This window comes from Nocardia suismassiliense (assembly GCF_900269665.1).
Lineage (GTDB): Bacteria > Actinomycetota > Actinomycetes > Mycobacteriales > Mycobacteriaceae > Nocardia > Nocardia suismassiliense.
This window is the reverse complement of sequence record NZ_LT985361.1, coordinates 7808890-7832202: the sequence shown is the minus strand read 5'-3', so window position 1 is coordinate 7832202 and position 23313 is coordinate 7808890. Positions and strand designations below refer to the sequence as shown.

Annotated in this window: 23 protein-coding genes, 1 other RNA gene and 1 pseudogene; 17 read left to right on the top strand and 8 right to left on the bottom strand. The window is 62.0% G+C overall.

Annotation, left to right across the window (positions count from 1 at the left end; translation table 11 throughout):
• Window positions 1-97: 97 nt before the first annotated feature.
• The 3 genes from DBO33_RS34970 to DBO33_RS34960 are packed head-to-tail and all read right to left on the bottom strand — an operon-like array spanning window position 98 to window position 2238.
• Window positions 98-721: a histidine phosphatase family protein gene (locus DBO33_RS34970; protein ID WP_107658857.1), complete on the bottom strand. Its 624-nt coding sequence runs from the start codon at window positions 719-721 to the stop codon at window positions 98-100.
• A complete protein-coding gene (locus DBO33_RS34965; protein WP_234391216.1) occupies window positions 721-1233 on the bottom strand; it encodes a GNAT family N-acetyltransferase in 513 nt (170 codons plus the stop codon). Before DBO33_RS34965 ends, DBO33_RS34970 begins: the two co-directional genes overlap by 1 nt.
• Before the next feature lie 36 nt (window positions 1234-1269).
• Entirely contained in the window at window positions 1270-2238 is a 969-nt protein-coding gene (locus tag DBO33_RS34960) for an NHL repeat-containing protein (RefSeq protein ID WP_107658855.1), read from the bottom strand.
• A gap of 195 nt (window positions 2239-2433) precedes the next feature.
• Between DBO33_RS34960 and recQ the strand changes: the two genes are divergently transcribed.
• The 11 genes from recQ to DBO33_RS34905 all read left to right on the top strand — a co-directional run bounded on the left by recQ (window position 2434) and on the right by DBO33_RS34905 (window position 13745).
• Window positions 2434-4311 carry a DNA helicase RecQ gene (gene recQ, locus DBO33_RS34955; protein WP_107660854.1) on the top strand — a complete coding sequence of 626 codons (1878 nt, stop codon included), beginning with the start codon at window positions 2434-2436 and terminating at the stop codon, window positions 4309-4311.
• 256 nt (window positions 4312-4567) lie between these two features.
• On the top strand, window positions 4568-6034 hold the full coding sequence (gene phoA / locus DBO33_RS34950; RefSeq protein WP_107658854.1) for an alkaline phosphatase: 1467 nt from the start codon (window positions 4568-4570) through the stop codon (window positions 6032-6034).
• A gap of 76 nt (window positions 6035-6110) precedes the next feature.
• Complete coding sequence (locus tag DBO33_RS34945; RefSeq protein WP_107658853.1) at window positions 6111-7175, top strand: metallophosphoesterase; 1065 nt, start codon at window positions 6111-6113, stop codon at window positions 7173-7175.
• A gap of 67 nt (window positions 7176-7242) precedes the next feature.
• Complete coding sequence (locus DBO33_RS34940) at window positions 7243-7476, top strand: hypothetical protein (RefSeq protein WP_107658852.1); 234 nt, start codon at window positions 7243-7245, stop codon at window positions 7474-7476.
• Window positions 7477-7532: 56 nt separating this feature from the next.
• The gene (smpB, locus tag DBO33_RS34935; protein ID WP_107658851.1) at window positions 7533-8006 is read left to right on the top strand and encodes an SsrA-binding protein SmpB; all 474 of its coding nucleotides are present in this window, start codon (window positions 7533-7535) and stop codon (window positions 8004-8006) included.
• A gap of 8 nt (window positions 8007-8014) precedes the next feature.
• Entirely contained in the window at window positions 8015-8866 is an 852-nt protein-coding gene (locus DBO33_RS34930; RefSeq protein WP_107658850.1) for a DMT family transporter, read from the top strand.
• 90 nt (window positions 8867-8956) lie between these two features.
• Window positions 8957-9328: a transfer-messenger RNA gene (ssrA, locus tag DBO33_RS34925) on the top strand.
• Between the two features lie 851 nt (window positions 9329-10179).
• Window positions 10180-11163: a Gfo/Idh/MocA family protein gene (locus DBO33_RS34920; protein WP_107658849.1), complete on the top strand. Its 984-nt coding sequence runs from the start codon at window positions 10180-10182 to the stop codon at window positions 11161-11163.
• Window positions 11160-12308 (top strand): DegT/DnrJ/EryC1/StrS family aminotransferase, encoded by a 1149-nt coding sequence (locus DBO33_RS34915; protein WP_107658848.1) that lies wholly within the window; start codon window positions 11160-11162, stop codon window positions 12306-12308. The genes DBO33_RS34920 and DBO33_RS34915 overlap by 4 nt, the downstream gene beginning before the upstream one ends.
• Window positions 12309-12476: 168 nt before the next feature.
• Window positions 12477-13043: an NUDIX hydrolase gene (locus DBO33_RS34910; protein WP_107658847.1), complete on the top strand. Its 567-nt coding sequence runs from the start codon at window positions 12477-12479 to the stop codon at window positions 13041-13043.
• A gap of 45 nt (window positions 13044-13088) precedes the next feature.
• On the top strand, window positions 13089-13745 hold the full coding sequence (locus tag DBO33_RS34905; protein ID WP_199856850.1) for a formyltransferase family protein: 657 nt from the start codon (window positions 13089-13091) through the stop codon (window positions 13743-13745).
• A gap of 5 nt (window positions 13746-13750) precedes the next feature.
• Here the strand turns inward: DBO33_RS34905 and DBO33_RS43245 are convergent, their stop codons facing one another.
• A complete protein-coding gene (locus DBO33_RS43245; protein ID WP_159080681.1) occupies window positions 13751-14971 on the bottom strand; it encodes a hypothetical protein in 1221 nt (406 codons plus the stop codon).
• A gap of 225 nt (window positions 14972-15196) precedes the next feature.
• A complete protein-coding gene (locus tag DBO33_RS44265) occupies window positions 15197-15412 on the bottom strand; it encodes a hypothetical protein (protein WP_234391215.1) in 216 nt (71 codons plus the stop codon).
• Between the two features lie 957 nt (window positions 15413-16369).
• Here DBO33_RS44265 and cutA point away from each other — a divergent pair.
• Window positions 16370-16651 (top strand): divalent-cation tolerance protein CutA, encoded by a 282-nt coding sequence (gene cutA / locus DBO33_RS34890; protein ID WP_107658845.1) that lies wholly within the window; start codon window positions 16370-16372, stop codon window positions 16649-16651.
• Between the two features lie 487 nt (window positions 16652-17138).
• Here cutA and DBO33_RS34885 read toward each other — a convergent pair whose 3' ends face one another.
• Window positions 17139-17666 (bottom strand): hypothetical protein, encoded by a 528-nt coding sequence (locus DBO33_RS34885; protein WP_107658844.1) that lies wholly within the window; start codon window positions 17664-17666, stop codon window positions 17139-17141.
• Window positions 17667-17759: 93 nt separating this feature from the next.
• On the opposite strand from DBO33_RS34885, the gene DBO33_RS44510 reads away from it, so the two are divergent.
• Window positions 17760-17894 carry a hypothetical protein gene (locus DBO33_RS44510; RefSeq protein ID WP_267897908.1) on the top strand — a complete coding sequence of 45 codons (135 nt, stop codon included), beginning with the start codon at window positions 17760-17762 and terminating at the stop codon, window positions 17892-17894.
• Between the two features lie 34 nt (window positions 17895-17928).
• Here DBO33_RS44510 and DBO33_RS44825 read toward each other — a convergent pair.
• Both DBO33_RS44825 and DBO33_RS34880 read right to left on the bottom strand, forming a co-directional pair.
• A pseudogene (locus DBO33_RS44825) lies at window positions 17929-18156 on the bottom strand (hypothetical protein); the annotation flags it as partial.
• 228 nt (window positions 18157-18384) lie between these two features.
• On the bottom strand, window positions 18385-19260 hold the full coding sequence (locus DBO33_RS34880) for a PD-(D/E)XK nuclease domain-containing protein (RefSeq protein ID WP_107658843.1): 876 nt from the start codon (window positions 19258-19260) through the stop codon (window positions 18385-18387).
• Window positions 19261-19578: 318 nt separating this feature from the next.
• On the opposite strand from DBO33_RS34880, the gene DBO33_RS34875 reads away from it, so the two are divergent.
• The 4 genes from DBO33_RS34875 to DBO33_RS34860 all read left to right on the top strand — a co-directional run bounded on the left by DBO33_RS34875 (window position 19579) and on the right by DBO33_RS34860 (window position 23293).
• Entirely contained in the window at window positions 19579-20841 is a 1263-nt protein-coding gene (locus tag DBO33_RS34875; protein ID WP_234391214.1) for an ATP-binding protein, read from the top strand.
• A 311-nt stretch (window positions 20842-21152) separates the two neighbouring features.
• Entirely contained in the window at window positions 21153-21524 is a 372-nt protein-coding gene (locus DBO33_RS34870; RefSeq protein ID WP_234391213.1) for an NUDIX domain-containing protein, read from the top strand.
• 92 nt (window positions 21525-21616) lie between these two features.
• Window positions 21617-22525 carry a LysR family transcriptional regulator gene (locus DBO33_RS34865; protein ID WP_107658841.1) on the top strand — a complete coding sequence of 303 codons (909 nt, stop codon included), beginning with the start codon at window positions 21617-21619 and terminating at the stop codon, window positions 22523-22525.
• 213 nt (window positions 22526-22738) lie between these two features.
• Window positions 22739-23293, top strand: a complete 555-nt coding sequence (locus DBO33_RS34860; protein WP_107658840.1) for a cysteine dioxygenase family protein — start codon at window positions 22739-22741, stop codon at window positions 23291-23293.
• Window positions 23294-23313 lie beyond the last annotated feature (20 nt).

Here is a 23313-nt window from a genome sequence, read left to right as displayed (position 1 = left end):
CGGGCGATTTCGCGCAGCCCGTCGGCACCGTCGGGTGGTCGGCACCCCGGTGCCGGGCAAGGTCGAGCTGCACCTGATCTATCCGCACCTCCGTTTCTCAGAGGTGTAGTTCCGGTGGGTACCCGGTCCAGCGCAGGTCCGGTGGTAGGTGGCCGGTGTCGTTGAAGAACAGCACCGAATCGGGTCTGCCTGGGGCGTAACGGATCACCGTGAGCGCGGCGTTGGCTGGGCTGATCCCGATCCACCGCCACTTCGGTGCGTCCAACGCGGCCCGCACCAGCCAGCCGATGAGGAACGCGTGCGTCACCAGCAGTTCGTGCCGGGCAGTGTCGCCCGCGACCGGTCCGGTGAACTGTTCGACGGCTGCCTGCGCCAGTTGCGGTCCGCGCGCCCGCTGCTCGGCGGGGAACTGGGCGAGGAAGCCGAGGATGGCGTCGGCGGACATTGCGGGCAGTTCGTCTTTGCGTGGCAGATAAGGCAGGTAGTCACCGGCGGACTCCGTGGCGTGCAGCGGCACGCCGTCCAGGCGCTCGGCGATCAGCTGCGCAGTCTGCGTCACCTGGGGCAGTGGACCGTGGTGGACGTGGGCGAGCGAACTACCGCGCAGCCGCTCACCGAGCAGCCAGGCCTGGCTGCGACCACGTTCACTCAGCGCACTCTCGTCCGGCGTCGCCTCGCCGTGCCGGGCGAGATAAAGGTACCTGGGGGCCGTTCCGGTCATCAGGCCAGCATCTTCTCCATCAGGACGACGTGCGTGGTGCCGTGGAACTGGGGTGGCAACCGCGTCTCCCGAAGCTCGGTGAAACCCTGTGCGGTGTAGTACTTCCGGAGCACCGCGTTATCGGCGGCGGTGTCCAGCCGTTGCAGGGTGACGCCGTTGGCGAGGGTGTAGTCGGCACAGAACTGGATGATTCGGGTACCGAGATCGCGTCCGCGTTGTTCCGGCGCGACCATCAGCCCGTGGATATAACCGGCCTCGGTGTCGTCGTCGGCGCCCCAGAAGTCCGGATCCCGCCAGACCACCCGGACGGCGGCGACCAGCGCGCCGGCCTCGCGCCAGACGAACCATTCGCCGCGTGCGGCTTCCTCGGCGACGAGCGTGCTCGGATACTCGCCCGGCACCCACTGGCCGATGCCGTTGTCGACCATCCACTGGGCGAGCCGATTACGCAGGTGAGCAATGTCTTCGGCATCGTCCGGGGTGGCGACGATCATAGGAGCCGGTTCCGGCATGCTGGTTCCTTTCCGCACGGGTCCAACCCTTTTGTTCTACCGGCTCGGCGTGGCCGGGGTCAGGTCGATGCCCGCCGGCGGTCGTAGTCGGCGCAGTGTTCCGTCCATACCGGTGATGTACAGCGCCCAGCCGTCGCCGTCGCGGGCAATGCGTACCGAGGTGGTGCCGTCGGGCGGATTACGCGTCGGACCGGGCTTGGTCAAGCCAGTGATGATCGCGCAGGTGGCGCCCGTCGTGGTGTTCACCTGGTTGATGGAGCCGAAGGCATGGTCGGCGACGTAGAGGGTGTCGGCGCGGGTGGCCTCCATATCGTCGGGCATGGAAATGAGATTCGGCACCGCGGCGACGACCACCGGGCTCTCGGGAGCATCCAGGGGGATGCGGAAGATCCGCATGGTCAGGTTGTCGGTGTAGATGGACTTGCCGTCCGGCGCGAGCGCGAGACCGTTGGTCAGCGGCAGGCTGGACCAGGTTTTGGTGTAGGCGCCGGTGGACGGCCAGTAGCGCCCGATCCCGGTGGGCGGACCGTTGACGCCGATCGTGCTGAACAGGAGGTCGCCGTCCGGTAGCAGTAGGAGTCCGTTCGGGCCGTTCAGCTCGGTCAGCAGGACCGTCGTCGCGCCGGTGGCGATCTCGTATCGCTGCAGTGTGCCGGGCTTTTCCGTGAGTCCGTCGCCGGTGAGGAAGTACACGTACGGCCCGGCGACCCGGACCCCGGCCGGATGGTCGAGCCCGGTCAGCAGTTTCTCGAACCGGCCCGCGCTGTCGACGTGTGCCAGGTACCCGTCGAGGAGGCCGGTGACATAGAAGCCGCCCTTGCCGTCCGCGTCGAGGTTCTCCAGATTGCCGACCCCCTCGACCAGCGTGGTTGCTTCCCAGCCATCGGCGCACATCGACGGGACCGGGTCGGCGCCGGCGGTCGGTGCTGTCGCGACCAGCCCTGCGACGACCGCGACAGCCAGCACCGCCGCGCGAATTCGATTACTCCCCAGCCCTCTTGCCATGTGCGTCAACCTAACAAAACCGCAATACTCCGGCAGCGCGGCAGATTTCGGTTGTGGTGCGGAAATCCCAGGTCGGTGCGTCGGCAGCGCGAATAGGCCGTCGATCTATCCACATGTGGAGTACTCGAGAACCGAGCTGGGGATTCTGACGGCGTACCGGTGGCGCCGCGTACGCGCACTCGTAGGATGGGCCGGGTGACTCTCCCCGATGCATTCGCGGCCGCGGCGACCGACACCGATCCCGGTGTGGACGCCGGATCCGGTGCGGCGCAAGAGGTTCTACGCCGGGTCTTCGGCTACGACAGCTTCCGCGGCGACCAGCGCGAGATCGTGGAGCACGTGGTTGCGGGCGGTGACGCGCTGGTGCTCATGCCGACCGGCGGCGGCAAGTCGCTCTGCTATCAGGTGCCCGCACTGGTCCGGCCCGGCGTCGGCGTGGTGATCTCACCGCTGATCGCGCTGATGCAGAACCAGGTGGACGCGCTCAGCGCGCTCGGTGTGCGCGCCGGATTCTTGAATTCGACCCAGTTCCCGGACGAGCGCCGCGCGGTAGAGGCGCAGTTCGTGGCGGGGGAGTTGGACCTGCTGTACCTGGCACCCGAGCGGCTGCGGCTGGAAACGACGGCGCAGCTGTTCGATCGCGGCAAGGTGGGGCTGTTCGCCATCGACGAGGCGCACTGCGTCTCGCAGTGGGGCCACGATTTCCGGCCGGACTATCTGGCGCTGTCCATGCTGCACGAGCGCTGGCCCGACGTGCCGCGCATCGCGTTGACCGCGACCGCCACCGCGAAGACCAGTGACGAGATCGTGCAACGCCTCGACCTGGGCAACGCCCGCCGGTTCGTCGCGAGCTTCGATCGACCCAATATCCAGTACCGGATCGAGCCGAAGAACAAGCCCGACCGTCAGCTGCTCGAGTTCATCCGTACCGAACACGCGGGCGACGCGGGCATCGTCTACTGCCTGTCCCGCAATTCGGTGGAGAAGACCGCGGCGTTCCTCACCGAGAACGGTGTCAGCGCGGTGCCGTATCACGCGGGTTTGGACAACCGCACCCGCGCGGAGAACCAGACACGGTTTCTTCGCGAGGACGGTCTGGTCGTCGTCGCGACCATCGCCTTCGGCATGGGCATCGACAAGCCGGACGTGCGTTTCGTCGCCCATCTCGATCTGCCGAAGTCCGTGGAGGGCTACTACCAGGAGACCGGCCGGGCGGGCCGCGACGGGCAACCGTCCACCGCGTGGATGGTGTACGGCCTGAACGACGTTGTGCAGCAACGCAAGATGATCGACTCCTCGGAGGGTGACGCCGCCCATCGCCGCCAGTTGCAACTGCACCTGGACGCGATGCTCGCGCTGTGCGAGACGGTGTCGTGCCGTCGGGTGCAGCTGCTCAACTACTTCGGTCAGCACGAGCAGCAGCCGTGCGGCAACTGCGATACCTGCCTCAACCCGGCCGAATCCTGGGACGGCACCGTCCCCGCGCAGAAGCTGCTGTCGACGGTGCTGCGGTTGAAACGCGAACGCGGCCAGAGCTTCGGTGCCGGCCACATCGTCGACATCTTGCTCGGCAAGAAGAATCCCAAGGTGCTGCAGCACGATCACCATGAGCTGAAGGTCTTCGGGATCGGCACCGATCTGCGCGATATCGAATGGCGCGGTGTGGTGCGGCAATTGCTGGCGGGCGGGTTGCTCGCCGTGCACGGTGACTACGGCGTGCTGACGCTCACCGACGCGAGCAACGAGGTGCTCTTCGAGGGCCGTCAGGTGCTGTTGCGCCGCGAGCGCGAACGGCCGACGAAACCGGCGCGGGCCGCCAAGGCGGGCAAGGCCGCGGCCGCCGAGATGGCACCCGCGGATGTTCCGGTGTTCGAGAAGCTGCGCGAATGGCGGGCCGCGACCTCGAAGGAACAGGGCGTTCCGGCCTACGTCGTCTTCCATGACGCGACCCTGCGCGAGATCGCCGCGCGCAAGCCGACGAGCCTGGCCGAGCTCGGCACGGTCACCGGCGTCGGCGAGAACAAACTCGCCAAGTACGGCGAGGGAGTGCTGGAGGTGCTGGGCGCAGAGTGACATTCTGCACCCTCGGCTCGATCCGGCAGCCGGCGCGACCTGTCTGCCGGATGGCATCAAAGTAACTGCGCGGCAGCAAGATTCGGCTGCCCTGCAACGTGTTCACTTATGCGAACATGTGAATGAGTAAACGTGCGGTAACCGAATGGTTGCCCGGTGCACCCTTTTTGTTCAGACGACCTGGTAAAGCTCCGAACATCCCATGTATCTACGAACAACGGAGTTTTCGCTGATGCCCTCTGTCTCGTCGCGCTCTATGCCCCGCCGGTTCCGCGCCGGTGCCGTCCTGGGTGCCGCCGTTCTCGTCGGAGCCTTGGCCGCCTGCGGTTCGTCCGACGCCACGAAGCAGGGCAACGGCGAACTCCTCAGCCCCGGTGCCAAAGGCACGCTGAGTGAGAACGGCGGCGCCCGCCGGACCACCGGCGACCGGACCGACGCCCTGCGCGCCTCGCTCAACGGTAACCAGGCCAAGAACGTCATCCTGCTGATCGGTGACGGCATGGGCGACTCCGAAATCACGGTGGCGCGCAACGTCGCCGAGGGTGCGGGCGGCTACTTCAAGGGCATCGACGCCCTGCCGCTCACCGGTTCCTACACCCACTACTCCCTGGACAAGAAGACCGGAAAGCCGGACTACGTCACCGATTCCGCCGCCAGCGGCAGTGCCTGGGCGACCGGAACCAAGACCTACAACGGCGCCATCGGCGTCGACCTGAAGGGCGCCCCGCAGACCAACCTGCTGGAGATCGCCAAGGCCAACGGCAAGGCCACCGGCAACGTGACCACCGCCGAGATCCAGGACGCCACCCCGGCCGTGCTCGGCGCGCACGTCACCGACCGCAAGTGTTACGGCCCGGCGGAGACGGCGCTCAAGTGCCCGACCAACGCGCTGGAGCAGGGCGGCCTCGGCTCCATCAGCGAGCAGCTGCTGAACACGCGCGCCGACGTCACCCTCGGTGGTGGCGCCAAGAGTTTCGACCAGAAGGCGGCCGCGGGCCAGTGGCAGGGTCAGACCCTGCGTGACCAGGCCAAGGCCCGCGGATACAACGTCGTCGCCGACAAGGCGGGCCTCGACGGACTCGCCAAGGCCGACCAGGACGCTCCGGTGCTCGGCTTGTTCACCCCCGGCAACATGCCGGTGCGCTGGACCGGCGATCTCGCCGTGCCGAACGGCCTGAACCTGCCCGCGCAGACCTGCCGCCCCAACCCCGAGCGCGCCGCCACCCAGCCCGACCTGGCGACGATGACCCGCAAGGCGATCGACCTGCTGAAGCCGCGCAAGGACGGCTTCTTCCTCCAGGTCGAGGGTGCCTCGATCGACAAGCAGGACCACAACGCCAACCCGTGTGGTCAGGTCGGTGAGACCGTCGACCTCGACGAGGCCGTGCGGGCCGCGCTCGACTTCGCCGAGCAGGACGGCAACACCCTGGTGATCGTCACCGCCGACCACGCGCACAGCAGCCAGATCGTCCCGCTCGACACCAAGTCTCCGTCGCTGACCACCAAGGTCGTCACCAAGGACGGTGCCGAGATGGGTGTCTCCTACGGCAACGCCGACGCGGGCGGCTCGCAGGAGCACACCGGCACCCAGCTGCGCGTCGCCGCCTACGGCCCGCACGCCGCGAACGTGGTCGGCCTCACCGATCAGACGGATCTGTTCTTCACCATGTCCGACGCGCTCGGCCTGGACCGGAGCAAGAAAGCGCTCGCTGCCGCAAAGTAGTCCACTCCCGGCCCACCCGGCATCGCCATGGGCGAGGATGATAGCCGGGTGGGTTACGGATTCTCGAGGACATCGCATGCATGACAACAGTTTTGGTCGCCGGGGCTTCCTGGCCGGTGCGGCGGGGATCGCGTCGCTGGTCGGCTTGACACCCGCCCAGGCGGTACCGGTGGCGGACGGTGTCACCAAGTTCGGCTTCCCGACCGGAAACCGGTTGCGGGTGCTGGTGACCGGTGACGCGGGCACCGGAACACGCACCCAGTGGGCAGTCGCCGACGCCATGCGTGCATTCCACCGCCGGGAGCCCGTCTCCCTCGCGCTCGGCCTCGGCGACAACATCTACGAGGCGGGCCCGAACAGCGGTACCGACCGCCAGTTCGCCGACAAATTCGAAACCCCCAATGCCGGACTGGATTTCCCGTGGTTGATGGTGCTCGGCAACCACGACACCAGCTCCGTCCTGCCCGGTGACGGTGGCTGGCTGCTGCGCGGCACCCACGAGGTCGAGTACCACGCGAACTCGCCGCGCTGGTGGATGCCCAGCCGGTACTACTCGGTGCGGGTGCCGGAGCACACCCCCGTCGTCGAGTTTTTCGTGCTCGACCTCAACCCGCTCGCGGCTTATATCCCGCCGATCTTCTCGCCCTACTGGGCGGTCGACGGACAGTTCATGAACGAGCAGCGCGCGTGGTTCGATCAGGCGGTCGCCGCGTCCACCGCCACCTGGAAGATCGCCTGCACGCACCACCCGTACCTGAGCAACGGCCCGCACGGCAACGCCGGAAACTACGAGGGTCTGCCCATCGAACCGATCAACGGCATCCACGTGCAGCGCTTCATCGAGGACCACGTCGCGGGCACCTGCCAGTTCCTGCTCTCCGGGCATGACCATGCGCTGCAGGTACTGGAGCCGACCATCGCCTCCAAGGGCACCAGGCAACTCGTGTCCGGGGCCGCCGCGAAAGTAGCCGGCGCCGAAGACGCCAGACACCGCGGCGGGAATCCCGCGCTGTTCGAGAACTATCACGAGCTCGGCTTCATGGTGCTCGATCTCACGCCGACCGCAGTCGACCTGCGCGTCTTCACCGTCGACGTCGCCGACGCGGCCCCCACCGAGGTCTTCGCCCGACGTCTCGCCTGAGTACCAACTCTGTTGCGGCGCGCGGGAATTACGGCGATCGGCGCCGGCCCCCGCTACGGTGCTGGCTATGGCTACCGGTGATGGCCCTGACGAAGATGAAGGGTCGGGCAGTTCCCCTGGTTCCGAGGCTCCGGACGCGCCGCCGAACGTCCGCCGGGAGACCGACCCGTCGGTGGAGAGCGTGTGGCTGCGCCATCGCCTGCCGCCGCGGCCCGGCAGACCTCGCGTTTCCACCGTCTTGCTCGTCGTCGCCTTCATCTCGTTGCTCGCGCTCTGGGTCGTCCTGCGCCCTGGTGGCTAGTGCCGCGCCGCGACCTGGGAATAATCCGGTTGCCGCGTCACTTAAGGTTGATCGTTATGAAGGAACAGGGGCGTAAGGTCATCGCGACCAACCGCCGGGCGCGGCACAACTACACGATCCTGGACGTCTACGAGGCCGGGATCGCGCTGGTCGGCACCGAGGTGAAGAGCCTGCGTGAGGGCAAGGCCTCGCTGGTCGACGCGTTCGCGACGGTCGACAACGGCGAGGTGTGGCTGCGTAACCTGCATATCCCAGAGTTCAGCCACGGCACGTGGACCAATCATTCGCCGCGCCGGACCCGCAAGTTGCTGCTGCACAAGCGGGAGATCGACCGCCTCGTCGGCAAATCGCGCGAGGGCAACCAGACGCTGGTCCCGCTGTCCATGTACTTCTCCGACGGCAAGGTCAAGGTCGAACTGGCGCTGGCCAAGGGCAAGCAGGACTACGACAAGCGGCAAGATCTGGCAAAGCGCACCGCCGAGCGCGAGGTCACCCGCGAGCTAGGGCGGCGTATCAAAGGCATGCGCTGACCGCCATCGTGCTGTCGCTGGTAGCCGCAATCGGCTACGGCGTCAGCGACTTCTTCGGCGGCGTCGCGGCCCGCAAGGTGACCGCGCTGCGGGTCGTCATCTACTCCTACCCGATGTCGATCGTGCTGGTGCTGCTGCTCCTGCCGTTCGTCGATGGGGTAGCAGACGCCGCGTCGATGGGCTGGGGGCTGGCGGCAGGCGTTGCCAGCGGCGTCGCCGTCTGGTGGTTCTACGCCGCGCTCGCCAGCGGTCCGATGGCCGTGGTGTCGCCGCTGACCGCGGTGCTGGTGGCCGGCATCCCCGTGCTCGTCGGCCTGATCGCCGGGGAGCGACCTGGGCCGCTCGCCTTCGTCGGCATCGTTTTCGCGTTGGTGGCGGTGTTGCTGGTCAGCCGGGAGTCGCCGGACGCCGTCACCGAGGAGATCACCGGCGGCCGCGAACTGCGCTTCACCAAGATGGTCGCCCTGCTGACCGTCGGATCCGGCTTGGCGTTCGGCCTGATGTTCGTTTTCATGCACGAGACCGCCGCGTCCGCCGGACTGTGGCCGCTGCTCGCGCAGCGGGTCGCGGCGACCGGTGTGGTGTGGGTGACCGCATTGACGCGCGGCGAGTTCAAGCGGTTGCGCGGCGAGCCCTTGCGACTCGCCTTCTACATCAGCGTGCTGGACGTGATCGGCAACGCGGCGCTGCTCTACGCCTTCCACGGCTCGATGCTCGCCCTGGTCAGCGTGATCGGTTCGCTCTACCCGGCGGCCACCGTGCTGCTCGCCATGGTGCTGCTCGGTGAACGCGTCGGCAGGCAACAGCAGGCAGGCATGGTGCTCGCCCTCATCGCCGTCGGACTCATCGCCGCAGCGTGAGCCAGGTCGCGCGACACCGGCCGAATAATGGGAAGAATCGGTCTCTGGCCGGTGTTAATATGAACAGCCCGGCAAGGTGTCGGGACGTACGGGGCTGAACGGTTTCGACTTTGTACGTAGATTCAGGGGAAGCGTGTCGGTGCAGGCAAGAGACCACCGTAAGCGTCATTGCAACCAATTAAGCGCCGATTCCAATCAGCGCGAGTACGCCCTCGCTGCCTAAGTAGCAGGTCGTCTCTGTCAGCCCGGGTTCGTCCCTCGACCCGGGTCCTGGCATCAGCTAGAGGGACTCACCGTCCTGGCCGGTCGCGGACCAGGATGGAACATCAAACAGCGACTGGGATCGTCATCTGAGCTTGTTCGCGAGACCCAGAGATCCGAGTAGAGACACAGCGAACTGCACACGGAGAAGCCCTGGAGACGCGGCGGAGGACCCGGGTTCGATTCCCGGCAGCTCCACCAAGGCGGTCTTACTCGAACCGGGGTCCGAAAGGACCTCGGGGACGGTAGGGCCGCCTTTCTCGTTTCCCTCGGCCACGCTGCGGCCGAATCTCTGCGGTCGTGCCTTGGTCGCAGGCGTACAGCGTCAGATCGATCAGGCGCTCCCGTCGGCTCCCGGCAGCTGCGTCCTTCAGACCGCGACGAAGGCTCACCTCCCAGGAAGAAGCCTCAGTGGCGAAGTTGACGGGCCGTTGTCGGATGCGGCGGTGATCGACGATCGCCTACTCAAGTTTTTGGGAGGAAGGCGGGAATTGGCACAGATAGCCCGTAGCCGGTGCCGTTGCGCCCCTTCTCCTCTGCGTGGATGAGCCGCGCCGTGGCGCGGCATCGTGGCAGTGAGTCGTGGTCAGAGTCTCGGCCACATCGAGACAATCGCGGCTCTACCGCCGGCGGTCGTCATTGCTCAGTAGAGCCGAAGGTGAGAGGTGAAGTAGACCAACTACTCTCGCGGCGGTCCGCTTTTCGGCGGATCATGGGTGGAACCGACTTCTTCGTTCGTCGGTGGCAAGGATCCTTGGCTCGATCCACGAGAGACACGCTATGGCAGCATCAGCCCTTCATTCCACAGCTATCAGCGGCAGCACTGTCGTGGGTTCACTCGAGTTCGTCATGGATAGCTGCGACGTAACCGCAGGCCCAGAGGCAGTTCGGATGGCTATACGCATCATGCTTGTTCAGCTACGTGTAGATGCGCTGTCGCCCACCGCCATTGCGGTGCTACAGACGATCACTGACCGCTCGCGCAGAACGAGGACGGCGTCGCGGTCTTTTCTGGTTATTCTCGCTATTCAGAGAGGGAGCAGTGCGGTCCTGTGAATCTACGAGTAGCGGTCGTTGGATACGGATACTGGGGTTCTCGCCACGTTAGGGCATTAAGCCATGTGCCCAATGTAGAGGTCACGATTGTGGACAATAATCCAACTCGATTGATTGTGGCTGGCGCCTGCCACCCTGCGTTCTCGCTCGCAGACAACCTTGGAAACATAATCGATGGTATTGATGCAGTTGTTGTGTCGTCGCCACCTCTCTTCCATGCCGATATTGCTAGGCAGGCCTTGTACGCGGGCAAGCATGTTCTTGTTGAGAAGCCATTCACAACATCTATCAGGGATGCTGAAGAGCTTGTCGGAATGGCCAAGAAGCGCGAATTGCTACTCGCGGTTGCTCACACATTCCAATACCATTGGGCAACCCGTCGTTTGAAGGCGGTAATCGAAGAAGGTCGGCTTGGTAATATTTTAGCGATACGTTCAGATCGACTCGCATTAGGTCGATACCAAAATTCGGTAGACGTTGTTTGGGACTTGGCTCCACACGATATCGCGATAATTGGGTACCTTCTAGGAGAGATGCCCTACGCTGTCTCGGCGCAAGGGTATAGCCATGTCCGAACAGGGCACTCTGATGAAGCAAAGCTAACGATGAGGTTTAGAAAGTCTGATTCCGTTGCGGCTGTATATGTCAGCTGGATGTCTCCAGTCAAGATCCGCCGAGTATGTGTTATCGGCGACCGCGGTATGGCTTTATGTGACTATGTGTCACCAACGGAAACACTTCGGCTGTACCGATATTCCCGATTCGGGTTTGATAAAACGGAAGATGGGCTGGACCGGATAGGCCCGTACTCAGGCGATCCGCTATCGGAGCAAGATCGACACTTTGTTGAATGTATCCGGACAGGTCGACAATCCGAGACACCCGCAATCGATGGGCTCGCTACTGTGCAAGTTCTCGCTGGGTTGGATATCTCCAACCGTAGTGGCCACGAAGTGTACTTGGACGAGGTGTCCCGATGAGTGATTTCGAGCTGCTGCAGGAGTCAGCCCAACTCGTCGTTCCGTTTGTTGATATGGTGAAGTTGAACGCACGCGTGCGTAGCGATATCGAACGGTCGTGGCGCCTAATCTGGATGCATGGGCAATTTATCGATGGTCCAGAAGTCGCCGAGTTTGAGAGCGAGTTTGCACGGTACTGCAGGGTAGAAGGATGCGTCGGAGTGGCGAGCGGAACCGACGCCTTACAGCTTATATTTATGGCAATGGGGATAGGAGCTGGCGATGAGGTTATCGTCCCGGCAAACACTTTTATTGCGACAGTCGAGGCCATATGTAGTGTAGGTGCGCGACCACGTTTTATCGATGTGCGGCACGATACTTTGCTTATGGACGCGGCTCTTGTAGAGGACGCAATAAACGCCTCTACAGCGGCTATCGTCCTCGTGCATCTTTATGGGCAGATGGTGGATTTTTTCGAAATTGTCAGAATAGCGCACCGGCTCGGAATAGCAGTTATTGAAGACGCGGCTCAGGCGCATGGAGCTTCGCTGTTCGAGCGCAGATCCGGTAGCGTTGGTGATGCTGCTGCGTTCAGCTTTTATCCAGCGAAGAATCTCGGTGCACTCGGTGATGCAGGCGCGGTTGTTTCGAATGATCTCAGATTGATCGATCGGGTGAGATCTTTAGCTCATCACGGCCGAACAGATTCCGATCGGAGTTTTCATTCTCATCGCGGTTGCAATAGTCGCCTAGATTCGCTGCAGGCAGCGGTGCTAAACGTTAAGTTGCGAATATTAGACCAGGACAATTTCATGCGGTCACGTGTGATGGCCGATTACAGGGAGATGCTTCCTGACACATGTCGTTTACTGGATATCCACGATGGTTCGGCGCCAGTTTATCATATTGCAATAATAAGAACTGTTGATCGCCGGGCTGTTATTGAATCTCTAAACCATTGCAAAATCGGTTGGGCAATACACTATCCAACGCCCTGTCATCTGCAGCCCGCATATAGCATGTATGGTGCTCGGTTGCCCGTCATTGAGGATGCGGCCAAATCCATACTTTCGCTCCCGATCTCACCCCTGCTGGCCAGCCGCGAGATTGAATTAGTCTGTGCAGCATTGCATCGGGTTGAAGGTCGGCATTCATTTGTTTGGTGAGCGCTCCCAAAATATCAGTGATTTCACTGCTGGGGCTGCATTGACATACTGATGCCACCTGCTCATACTTGATTCTGTGTCGCAGTTTGTTAGTCCGTGGATAAATCAAAGTCCTCCTCTTCAATTTATCAACGGCGAATTCTTCTAGTTCAAGAAAGGTAGTTGAATATGTGTTCTGGTGAGTATGAATCGGAGATCTGGCGAGTGCACGGCCAACGCAATATTTACAAGAGTGAATGGGTAGAGCTTTGGCTGGATGACGTGGAGACTCCAGATGGGCACCGCTTCGAGCATCATGTTCTTCGGTATCCGCGTGAGTCAGTTTATGCGCTAGTCATCCAAAACGGCAAATTGCTTATGATGTGGCGGCACCGTTTCATAACCAATGCGTGGGGCTGGGAGGTTCCTGCTGGCTGGGTCGATCTTGGGGAATCGTCCGAAGAGGCCGTATGTCGTGAGGTAGAAGAAGAAACGGGATGGCGCTCGAAAACCCCGCAACTACTCAGCGTCTATTATGCGCAGAGCGGCATGAGCAATATGCGGTTCTCGCTTTACCTTATAGAAACGGCAGATCTGATAGGTGATCCAACGGATATCAGCGAGGCCAGCGAGATTAAATGGATCCCAGTCAGTGAGCTTTCTGAACTGGTTCGGACTGGAAAGATAAAGGATGGCCCTTGCCTTCTGGCGATTACCTATTACCTTGCAATTTCCGCATCGTCGCACCATCCATGACTAATGGCTCTCAGTGGCCGACTGTAGATCGGACTAGGTCTTGTTATGAAACGAGTGGCGATATTAGGTAAGGGGGCAATCGCCCTCCATGCTTGTGAAATTGCGAGTCAAATAGACGGTTGGTCCGTCTCTAAGGTAGTAGTTAATGAGATCGAACCCGACTGGGACATTAGGTTCTCTGATCACGTCGCAGATCGCTGGCCTGATATCGAGCTTTGTCGGTCTGGCGATTGGCGTGAGCTGCTTTGGGGAGAATTTGACCTCGTGTTGAGCATGCAGTATGACCGGGTCATCGGAGGTAGCCTGCTGTTAGAGAGTGGAAGAGTGCTGAACTGCCACCTTGGCAGGCTCCCCAGCTACCGTGGAATGCGTCCCGTGAACTGGGCATTGAAGAATCGTGAAAGTGTGCACGGTGTAACAATACACGAAGTTATAGAGAGGGTGGATTCCGGACCGATCGTTTCTCAAGTATTGTTTCCAATCTGGCCTGCCGTGGATGAAGTCCGTGATGTATGGATTCGCTCGAGAAAGTACGCGGCTCTCTTAATTTCTGATACCTTGCCTAAGATAGACTCTATCGCGGCTCAACCGCAGGATGAGTCCTTCGCGAAAACCTACTATCTTTCGGATGACCGCTTTCTTGGTGATCGGCTTGGTTGGGTTCGGCCGTATACGCAGAACTCTGGTCCTGGATCTTGTTGAATAGATTAGGGAGTCAATTGCCGTAGATATTTGAGCGCCAGTGCTAATGCGAAGTCGGTGCTGGCTTGATACTTTCCTTGCTCGTGCCAGATCGCCAGCCGGGAGTCATTGATGCTTATGAATTCAACAGGAGCCTGGGTAGTCGACGGCGCAGCGACTTCATAGTTCGGTGTTAGTTGCTGCATCAATTCCTCGATTACGTTGTCATCTTCAACTATAGCTAGTAGAGCTATGGTAGCTGTCCCGCTGAGGCATTCGATTCCGGTTCCAAGATACGCGAGAGTAAACTTCCTGTTGCTGACGGCAGTGAGTAGCGTCCTGGCTTCTGGAAGTCTCAGGAACCAATCGGGCGATTGAGCCCACCTGCTGCGGCCAATGATCTCCTCGTAGTCAAATAATTCTTCAAGGTATTCTCTAACGAAGTTGTAGAATACGATGCCATAGGAGCTTTTTCCGCCTGCAAATTCATTGGGCTCGAATCCGAAATTGGGTATCACGGCCTTGCTGTTTGGCGAGGTGATTACGGTTTCTGCGCGTGTTTGTATTGCAACTTGATAGTCGCCGCCGATTTTTATCACGAGCACCGTGTTGCTTCCGACGGATAGCGGAAGCGGTTGCCTGTGTCCCTCAAGTGGAAGTGTTTGTCGATGTGTATCTCTGAGTGGTGCTTTCGGTCGTCGCCATCTGCGCCAGCGCGAACTCCATTTCGTACAGAGATACGTCTCCTCTTCGAGTCCGAGAAGTGTAGTGGCTATCTCGAAGTATTCGCAGGGTCGGATAGATATCTCCGGGGGATGCGCGAATTCTATTCGATCCAGATGCATTGATTTGCGCCACGATTGAAAGAGTACGGCCCCCATTTCGCGGCGTCTATTTAGCAATTTGTGATCGATGCGAAATGGAATCGGTCGTTGAGGCTCCACCTTCAGCGGCCAATCCATTTTTAGATCTAGTATTCGCGTAAAAATGAGCCGTGGATCATAAAGCACTGGTACGTATTTGGTATTTCCGTTTATTTCGCTGACGAATAACGAGAGGCCATGTCGATCGTAGTAATGAATGAGCCAGCGATTAACTGCTCCCGATGTCGTCAGGGCTTGACGCTTTCTTACTTTAATTGAGACCCTCCATTTGAGGAGGCTTGCACGCCAACGGGGAAGAATGCCAAGAAGAACCCCGAAAATCGCGCCTAAGAGGGCGTAGTAAACATTGGCAAGTGTCGTCACACGAAAGCTCCGGCTCGGCAATTGTTCGTACAGGAACTGCGGTCGACCACCCTCGGCTGTACTGGTCCGACGAGGATGCCTGCACTCATTGTGCGGTAGGCAGCCTGGCTGCGGTGGCCGTACGAGATTGTCCAGAGGGCACGCAACCAGTTCAGGCAGACTGCTGGCGTCGAGCTTCAACAGCCCGGCAGTTCGATGCAAGAAGTGGCCAGCAGCAGTCAGCGGCTAGCTCGGTCCCGTGCGTAACGGGTGAGCGAGTAGCGCTTGCCATGCCTTGTCCCACGGGAACAGGTGAATGTAATTCTCGCCGGTCCCCGGTTCGTGCTGCTTGTAGACGTCGTCACCGACCAGCACGATTACACCCCAGTCGGAGAGCTTGCACATCGCGTCCTGGACTGCAGGAAAGCTGATCTGTGCCCAGTTGGAGAAGGGCATTGCCACAACGGGCAGCCCTTGCCGACTGCTTTGACCAACAGCCCGAGCGGCAAGCTATCGGAGATGCCTGCCGCCCACTTCGCCAGCAGTTACAGGTGGCCGGCACGACGATCATCGCGTCGGCCGGCGGAAGTACACCGGGGGCGTCCGGTTCCTTTTACTGGCTGCGTACCGTGTGGCCGGTCTTGAGCGCGAGCGCGTCGGTGTCGATGACCTGGCGGCCGTTCGGTGACGCGATCACGCAGACGTCCCAGCCGTCGGCGTGGGTCAGGTCCACCAATTTGCTGATGTCGCGGGCCGCAGGGGATGGCGTACAGGACGGGGCTGCCGTGCTCGTTCATGGTTTCCATCGTGTCAGTCGCGGACTCCGCACCATGCGGCGAAACCGGCCAGGCTGCTTGTGGATCGGACATCGCGTGCCGCGAGCGTACGGACCGTTTCGTGCACCTGCGGGTGATATCGGGTGAGCTGTGGAGCGATTCGGCGCGCGGCTGAAGCGCATCGAGAGCGCGCTGTCTGTCGCCGTGCAGCAACCAGGCTCGCGAGATGTCGATCCAGTAGTGTCCGCAGCGACTGGGAGCGGTGCCCGCGGGCAGGCGGATATCAATCGCGCGGCTTACCGCGGTTGTGCCGTCGGACAATTCGACGGGTACGGCGATGCGGTGGATATCGACGTACGCCGCGCGCTGAACTAGGTCCCGTAGAAGTTGGCCCGTTCTTGCCTGGGCGCGGCCAGGTCCGCTGCTGCATCGAGGTGGGCGTCGGCGAGGTATCGCTCGTTCGTGCGGCCAGGATCGCCGCGCGCAGATGCAGGGCACCACGAACGGCTGTGCTCGCCGCTGTGGTAGTGCCAGGTCTACGTAAAGGTCCGTCGTAGAAGTCGGCTTGAGAATCGGCATAGTGTGGGCGGCATGACTGTGGCGAGGGTGTGGGCAGTTACGTCGACGACTCCGACCGAGGACGATGCGCGAGCCATTGCGAGGGGCCGTCGTCGCTGACCGGCTCGCGGCCGGAGCTGAGATCAGCGGTCCTGCGGCGTCGGTGTTCTGGCATCTGGGGGAGCTCGGCGAGGGCAAGGAATGGCGGGTCACTCTGCGAACCGCTGCTGCTGTGCGCGACCGCCTCGCGGCACGGGTGGCAGAACTGCATCCATGGGATTGCCCAGAGGTGACCGCGACTCCGGTCGAGTGGTGTATCGACAGCTATGTCGAGTGGATCGAGCAGACTGCGGCTGCGCCGGAATAGGCACCTGCGCGGCATCGGCACGCTTGGTGAGTCTGACCACTGGTCCGGATCGGTTCGATTCCCGGCAGCTCCACTGTTTGCCCCTCACTTGCATTGCAGGTGAGGGGCATTTTTAATGCCCCGACGACTCAGAGATTCGGTGGCGCGCGCACATTTTGCCCACACCGTGCGGCATTGGCGCGCAGCCCATCGCCCATGCGCTCCGCGACATTGTCGAGGTCGTTTCGTGCTGCAACTCCTGTGCCTTGTAGTTCAGTCACTGGGAACAGCTGCGGTGGCCACAGTTCGCGCCCGGGTCGGCCTGCGGTTTGGGGCAAGTGAATGGCCCCTATCGCGAAGAAGTGGGTTCAAATCCCGCTGAGGGCGACACGATTCGTTGCCAAGACATCCTGCGGCGTACGCGTGCTAAAGCGGCCTCTTCTATCGTGGGCACCTGTGGTTTGTGTGGTATTGGATCCGTCGGCTCGGCATCCAACTACCGTGCGGCCTACCGTGCGGCTCGAACGCAGTCCTCACGCCATCTCAACGCAGACTCCACGAGCTTGGCGATCTCGCGGGGAGGCAATGGTTTGACGCCTCCAGCCGTCAAACCAGTAGCAGCCTGCGGCAACTGTGGAACAACGATGAATCCGGGCCCACGGCCGGCACCCCGATCAATTTTCGCGGTGTACTGATTTACGCAGTTGGTGCCGAGGACCTTGCCCATCAGGGTGATGTAGACGTCGCCGTTAGGGGTGGAGACGCACCAACCCGAGTCGCCTCTGTCCTCCAGGCAGCGGCGAATTTGCATTCCCCCGCGCCAACTGTCCGAGATTCGCTTCTCACGCTTGAACTCGTACAAGGGAACTGCCGCGACTTCCTCAAGCAGTACCGGGATCAGCATCGCGAGGGTCTTCGATCGGGCCTCTAGCGCCTTTTGTTCGAGAGCTACCGCTCCCGCCTGACTGTTCGCCATTGCTTGCGCCTGGTCGGAGCGCATCCGCTCCAGCTCCCGGCGGACGTCCTCATCAGACATCGGGATACCCCGCTCTCAATCTCGGCCGCTGGTGGGCGAATCAAAGCCTGCCACCACGGCCAAGGTCATGCGCCTCAAACCGATTAGGAGAACGTGCTGTCGATTCTGTCTGCCGCCGCGACCGCTGTCGACTGGAGCAAGGTCGCCGACGGCATCGGCGAGATTGGAGAGCTGCGCTACAGGGTCGCCGATCCTGTAGACGTCGGCGCTGCCCGCCTCGTGGCCTGATCGCCACGCCAGCCTCACGCAGTACCTTCGCCACCGTCCGCTTCGCCACGTGGTGCTCAACCTTCAGCTGAGCCATCGACGTGCCAGCTTCGTACCTGGCCACGATCGTGCCGGCTTCTTCCGACGTCAGTTGCTTCTTCGGGCCGCCGGACGTTCGCGGTTCACGACGGATCGACCTGCGCGGTCCGCTTTGTTTGACCAGTTTCCGCAGATCAGCGAAGTCTCCCAGCAGATCGGTCCGGTTCGAGTAAGTTCCCGCCATGCCCACCCCGAAGGCCCGGTCCACAAGGACCGGGCCTTCATCGTTCCTGTGAAGGCTCACGCCCTCCTGCCGACTCAGCCGCCACCCCTTCCCCGCTCGCCAAGCCCCGATGCCGGGCACCGGGCCCCTTCCCCGGTTCGCCACTGTCGATGTCGCGGCCCCAAACTCCCCTCCCGGTTTGGTAGGCCCCAATCCGCGCTCCCCTTGGAGACGAGGTAGACGCGCGAATCAGCCCTGAGCTATGACTACTCGGACGGGGAGTTCGGGGTCGTCAGTACTGAGATCGCGCTCAAATCCGGCCGGGTTGTCGATTCGCCGAGTCGGGTCGTAAATCACCGCGACCAGTGCGGCGACATTTGCCTGCCCTCGATAACCAAACATGTCATCGATGAGTTGCCGCCGAATCTCCTTAGTTCCCAAGGATGACCGAGTCATTTTTGCCTCGATCGCCACTTGTTCCTGTCGTAATACGAAGTCGATCCGGTACGAGCCGCCTGCCCTGCGCGGGGTTGTCTCTTCCAGCTCCACGTCATCGAAGTGAAGTCGGAGCACGGCATGCAGGATCTTCTGGAGGTCGTATTCGTCTGACACTGTGAGGCCAGGGCCATGACGATTAGGGCGTTCCAAGATGGTCAGAGCAGGTGGAAGTCGGCGAAACAGCTCTGTCAGCTGGTCCATGGTGTCGTGGACGTCAGGGTTGATGGCCAGCCGCCCTTTGGCTTCCAAAAGGAGACGGCGTTGCTCGAACAGGGGTTCCTCGTAGCTCTGCTTCAGCGAATGTTGCCATCTGCCATGGCTTTTCATGAAGCGGGGAACGGAGTTGTATAGGGCCCACGGCTTTCTGGGGTGGGCAATGAACTGCTTGATTTTGGGACTCGTGTTCGGATGCTTGGCTTCGAATTGGTCGATAAACCGCCCACGAAGATCCTCAGGCAGCGAAGAGAGCGAAGCCGAGTACCAGAGGGAATAGCGGTCCTGTAGCTGGCGTACCGCCCGCTCGGCATCGGAATCATCCTCGCCCTGGGCCATTCGGCCGAATTCAGCCAGAGCCTCTGTCTGGTTGAGTAGCGCGGCGATCCGCTTTGCTTCCCCCGCTTGGTTCATGGCTAGATTCTAGGGTCCTGGGTGATCGTCTCGTGATTCGATAAAACACCTAAAGTACAGCTGCGGCGCTGACCGCCGTGTGGTCGGATCGGTACTCCCGCGTCGTGCAGCGCCTCCGCCACCGTCCGCTGGGCCAATCTGATGTTCCACCGTCAACTGCGCTCGGACCCCACTTGTCGTCCGTGCACTGCGACGAATGGAGCACCAGCGTGTTGACATATCCACCAGGGACTGTGCGACGAATCCACCAGAACGTCGGCGACGATTCCACCAGTACACTGGCGACGGATCCACCACCCACAGACTCGAGGAGGACGCGTGGTGCAGACACTTCTCGGCCCTGCGAAGCCTAGGCATGCCGAGACGATGGTTGCCGAGGCACTTGAAGATACGCGGGTAGTTCTGGTGAACGGAGCTCGTCAGTGTGGCAAGAGCACGCTTGTACGGTTGGCCGCCAAAGGCAGGGACGCGGAGTGGCGGGATCTGGATACCGCTCTTACCCGGCAGGCCGCATTGGGCGACCCGGATGGGTTCGTCGACTTTCCTGGGTTGATGGTGATCGATGAGATCCAACGAGCCCCCGAGCTGTTGTTGTCGATCAAAGCTCAGGTGGACGCGGATCCGCGGCCCGGACGTTTCCTACTGACCGGGTCGGCGCGCGTGCTCGGACTCCGTGCCCTGCCGGACACCCTGGTCGGTCGGATGGAAACCATCGAACTGTGGCCCTTCTCCCAGGGAGAGATCGATGGCACGCCGGACTGTTTTGTCGACGCGGTTTTCGCCCAGGGAGATGGAATCCGGCACAGTTCGGCGGTGCCCCGGGCCGACTATGCCGATCGCGTGGTGCGGGGTGGATTTCCGGAGGCGTTGGCACGGACCAACGACAAGCGGCGGCGTGCCTTCTTCAACTCGTACGTGGGCGATCTCATTGCGCGCGACGTCCAGCAATTGGCCGAGATCGAGCGGACAAGCGAGATGCGTGCGCTGATCCAGATGTTGGCAGCCCGCTCGGGCCAGCTTCTTGTCACCGCCACCCTGAGCCGGGACCTCGGGCTCAGCGCCACCACCGTGACCCGCTACCTCGCGCTGCTCGAAGAGGTGTTCCTCATCAAGCGGATCCCGGCGTGGTCCCGCAACATCAGCACGCGGGCGACTGCGATGCCGAAGATTGCCTTCGTTGATTCCGGTATCGCCGCCAACGAGATCGGAGCGGATGCTCGTAGCCTGCTTCGGCCAGGAGGACAGTTCGGACCTCTGCTCGAAGGATTTGTCCTTACTGAGTTGGCACGGCAGCTGACCTGGTCGGATGAGGACGTCGAGTTGTTTCACTACCGCACCAAAGATCAGGTGGAGGTCGATGCAGTACTGGAGAATCGGCGCGGCCAGGTAGTCGGCATCGAAGTGAAGGCCGCATCAACCGTGAACCCGAACGATTTTCGTGGTCTCCGACATCTGGCTGAGCGGCTCGGCAACGACTTCCTGGCAGGGATAGTTCTGCACACCGGTCAGCAGACCTTGCCATTCGGGCCGAAGATGCTGGCGATGCCTGTCGCGGCGTTGTGGGAGGCCACTATGGCGTGACTTCAACGGTCTGTCCGGCGCCAGACCAGTGGAAGCTGAGCCGATGGCTCGCCCTAGTTCTACGACGACCCAGCCACCAGCGCCGACAGTCTCGTCCTCACGGCTTCCGCCCGTGCATCAGCCAGTTCGTACCGAACGTCAAACGAAGTTCAAATTGAGTCAAATTTTGAACTTCAACGAGGAGTTCGGCCCCTACGAGAGAAGCGGGTCAACCGATGAGTGGAACTGTTTGTGTGCCTGATCGGGAGACGAAACCTCCACGGCACAAGGTGACTGGGGACGTTCACCTGTTGCTGTGGCGTGGTGACCGAGTGCTGTTCGGGCGGCGGTGGAACACTGGTTTCGAGGATGGGGCGTGGCATCTGCCGTCCGGTCATCTCGAGGCGGGTGAGTCTGTGGTTACTGCGCTGATTCGTGAGGCTGAGGAAGAGGTTGGGGTGGTGGTCGAGGCGGGGGATGTGGAGTTCAGTCACGTTATGCACAACTCCTCGGCTGGTGGGAGGGTGGCGTTCTTCTTCACTGTGGCTGAGTGGGAGGGGGAGCCTGTCAAGAGGGAACCTGAGAAGTGCAGTGCGATCGGGTGGTTCGCGGTCGATGAGTTGCCGGAGCACATGATCGGGTACTGCCAAGTGGCTATGCGGCATGTTGCGGATGGAACGCCCTTCTCTGTCTATGGGTGGTAGCTGACGAAGGTCAGGCGGGGTCGACCTGCTGACTCTTCTCCCCAATCCCCGCGAAACCCTATGCACCCCAAAGAAATGCTTATTCTGGACCGATGTTCGACTCACGGCATGTTCGGGTGTTCGACGAGGTCGTGCGGACGGGCTCGTTTGCGGCGGCGGCGCGGAGTTTGGGGTATACGCAGCCGGCGATCAGTCAGCAGATGAAGGCGTTGGAGCGGTCGGTGGGGACGCCGCTGTTCGTGCGGGTGGGGCGGGGGTTGCGGTTGACGGATGCGGGGCAGGTGCTGGCGCAGCATGCGGCGGGGATTCTGGGGACGATCTCGGCGGCGCAGCAGCAGATGACGGCGATTACCCGGTTGAAGACGGGGCGGGTTCGGGTGTGTGCGTTTCCGAGTGCGAGTGCGACGTTGGTGCCGTCGGCGGTGGCGGCGATCAAGACGCGGCATCCGGGGATCCGGGTCGAGTTGTTCGATGCGGAGCCGCCGGATTCGGTGGAGGCGTTGCGGCGGGGGGAGTGTGACATCACGTTGGCGTTCACCTATGACGCCTCATCGGAGCAGCCGGAATCGGATGACCTGTACAAGGTTTCGTTGCTCGACGATCCGTTGATCGTATTGCTGCCGAAGGGGCATGCGCTGGCACGGCGGCGCACGGTGGAGCTGGCGCAGCTGGCCGACGAGCGGTGGATCGCCGGATGTGTGCGCTGCCGTAGCCATTTCATCGAGTCGTGCGCGACCGCCGGGTTCGAACCGCACATCGATTTCACGACGGACGACAATCTCGCGGTGCAGAGTCTGGTGGCGGCGGGCACGGGGATCGCGGTCATGCCGAGCATGGTGCAGTCGTTCATCCGCCATCCGAAGGTGGTGAGCCGTCCGGTGATTCCGGTGGACTCGCGGACGGTGGCGGCGTACGCGCTGGCCGGGCATCACAACATTCCGGTCACCCGGCTGATGATGGAGGCGTTGCAGGTCGCCGCCGATGCGATGAGCGGCAAGTAGAGCCTGCCGCACATATAACGGATCCTTTGGTTACGGCAACAATGTCTAAGTAGACCGTAGCGTTGCCGCGATGCATGCTGGTCGACATAAGCCGACGCCAAAGCCAGGCCGACGACGATCTTCTGTTGCCGGACAAGGCGTTTCATGCGAATCGGCAGCGCCGCTGATCGAAAGTGCGGCGCGCGTTGGTCTACTTGTTCGATCGGAGTCGCCATGTCCATCAGTACCGCCGCCCCGTGTACCCCGGTCCTCACCGATCTTGTCGCCGCGGTGCGGGAAGTCGTGCGGCGCGAACGCCCACCGGCCGAGGCCGCGCAGCTCGTCGCGAATCGTCTGGAAGGTTTTCTGGCACAGCCGAATCTGCTGCCCCCCGAGTTTCGGGAGGGATCGCCGGAGAAGTATCGGCAGCACCTCGTGCACACCGAAGACGACGGGAGTTTCTCCGTGGTGGCCCTGGTGTGGCTGCCGGGGCAGCAGACACCGATCCACGACCACGTGTCCTGGTGTGTCGCAGGTGTTTACGAGGGCGCGGAGACTGAATGGCGCTACGAACTGCGTGGTGAGGGTGAGTCCGCTCGGCTCGTCGCGGTGGATCAGGTGGTCAACAAGGCAGGTACGGCTTGCGGTTTCGCCCCGCCCGGCGACATCCACCTGGTACGCAATGCCGGTACCTCAACGGTGATCTCGATCCATATCTACGGCGCGCACATCGGCAAACTCGGCACCAGCATGCGCCGCGAGTACCGCCTGCCCGTCACGGACGAATAACCAAAGGCCCCAGCCGCTTT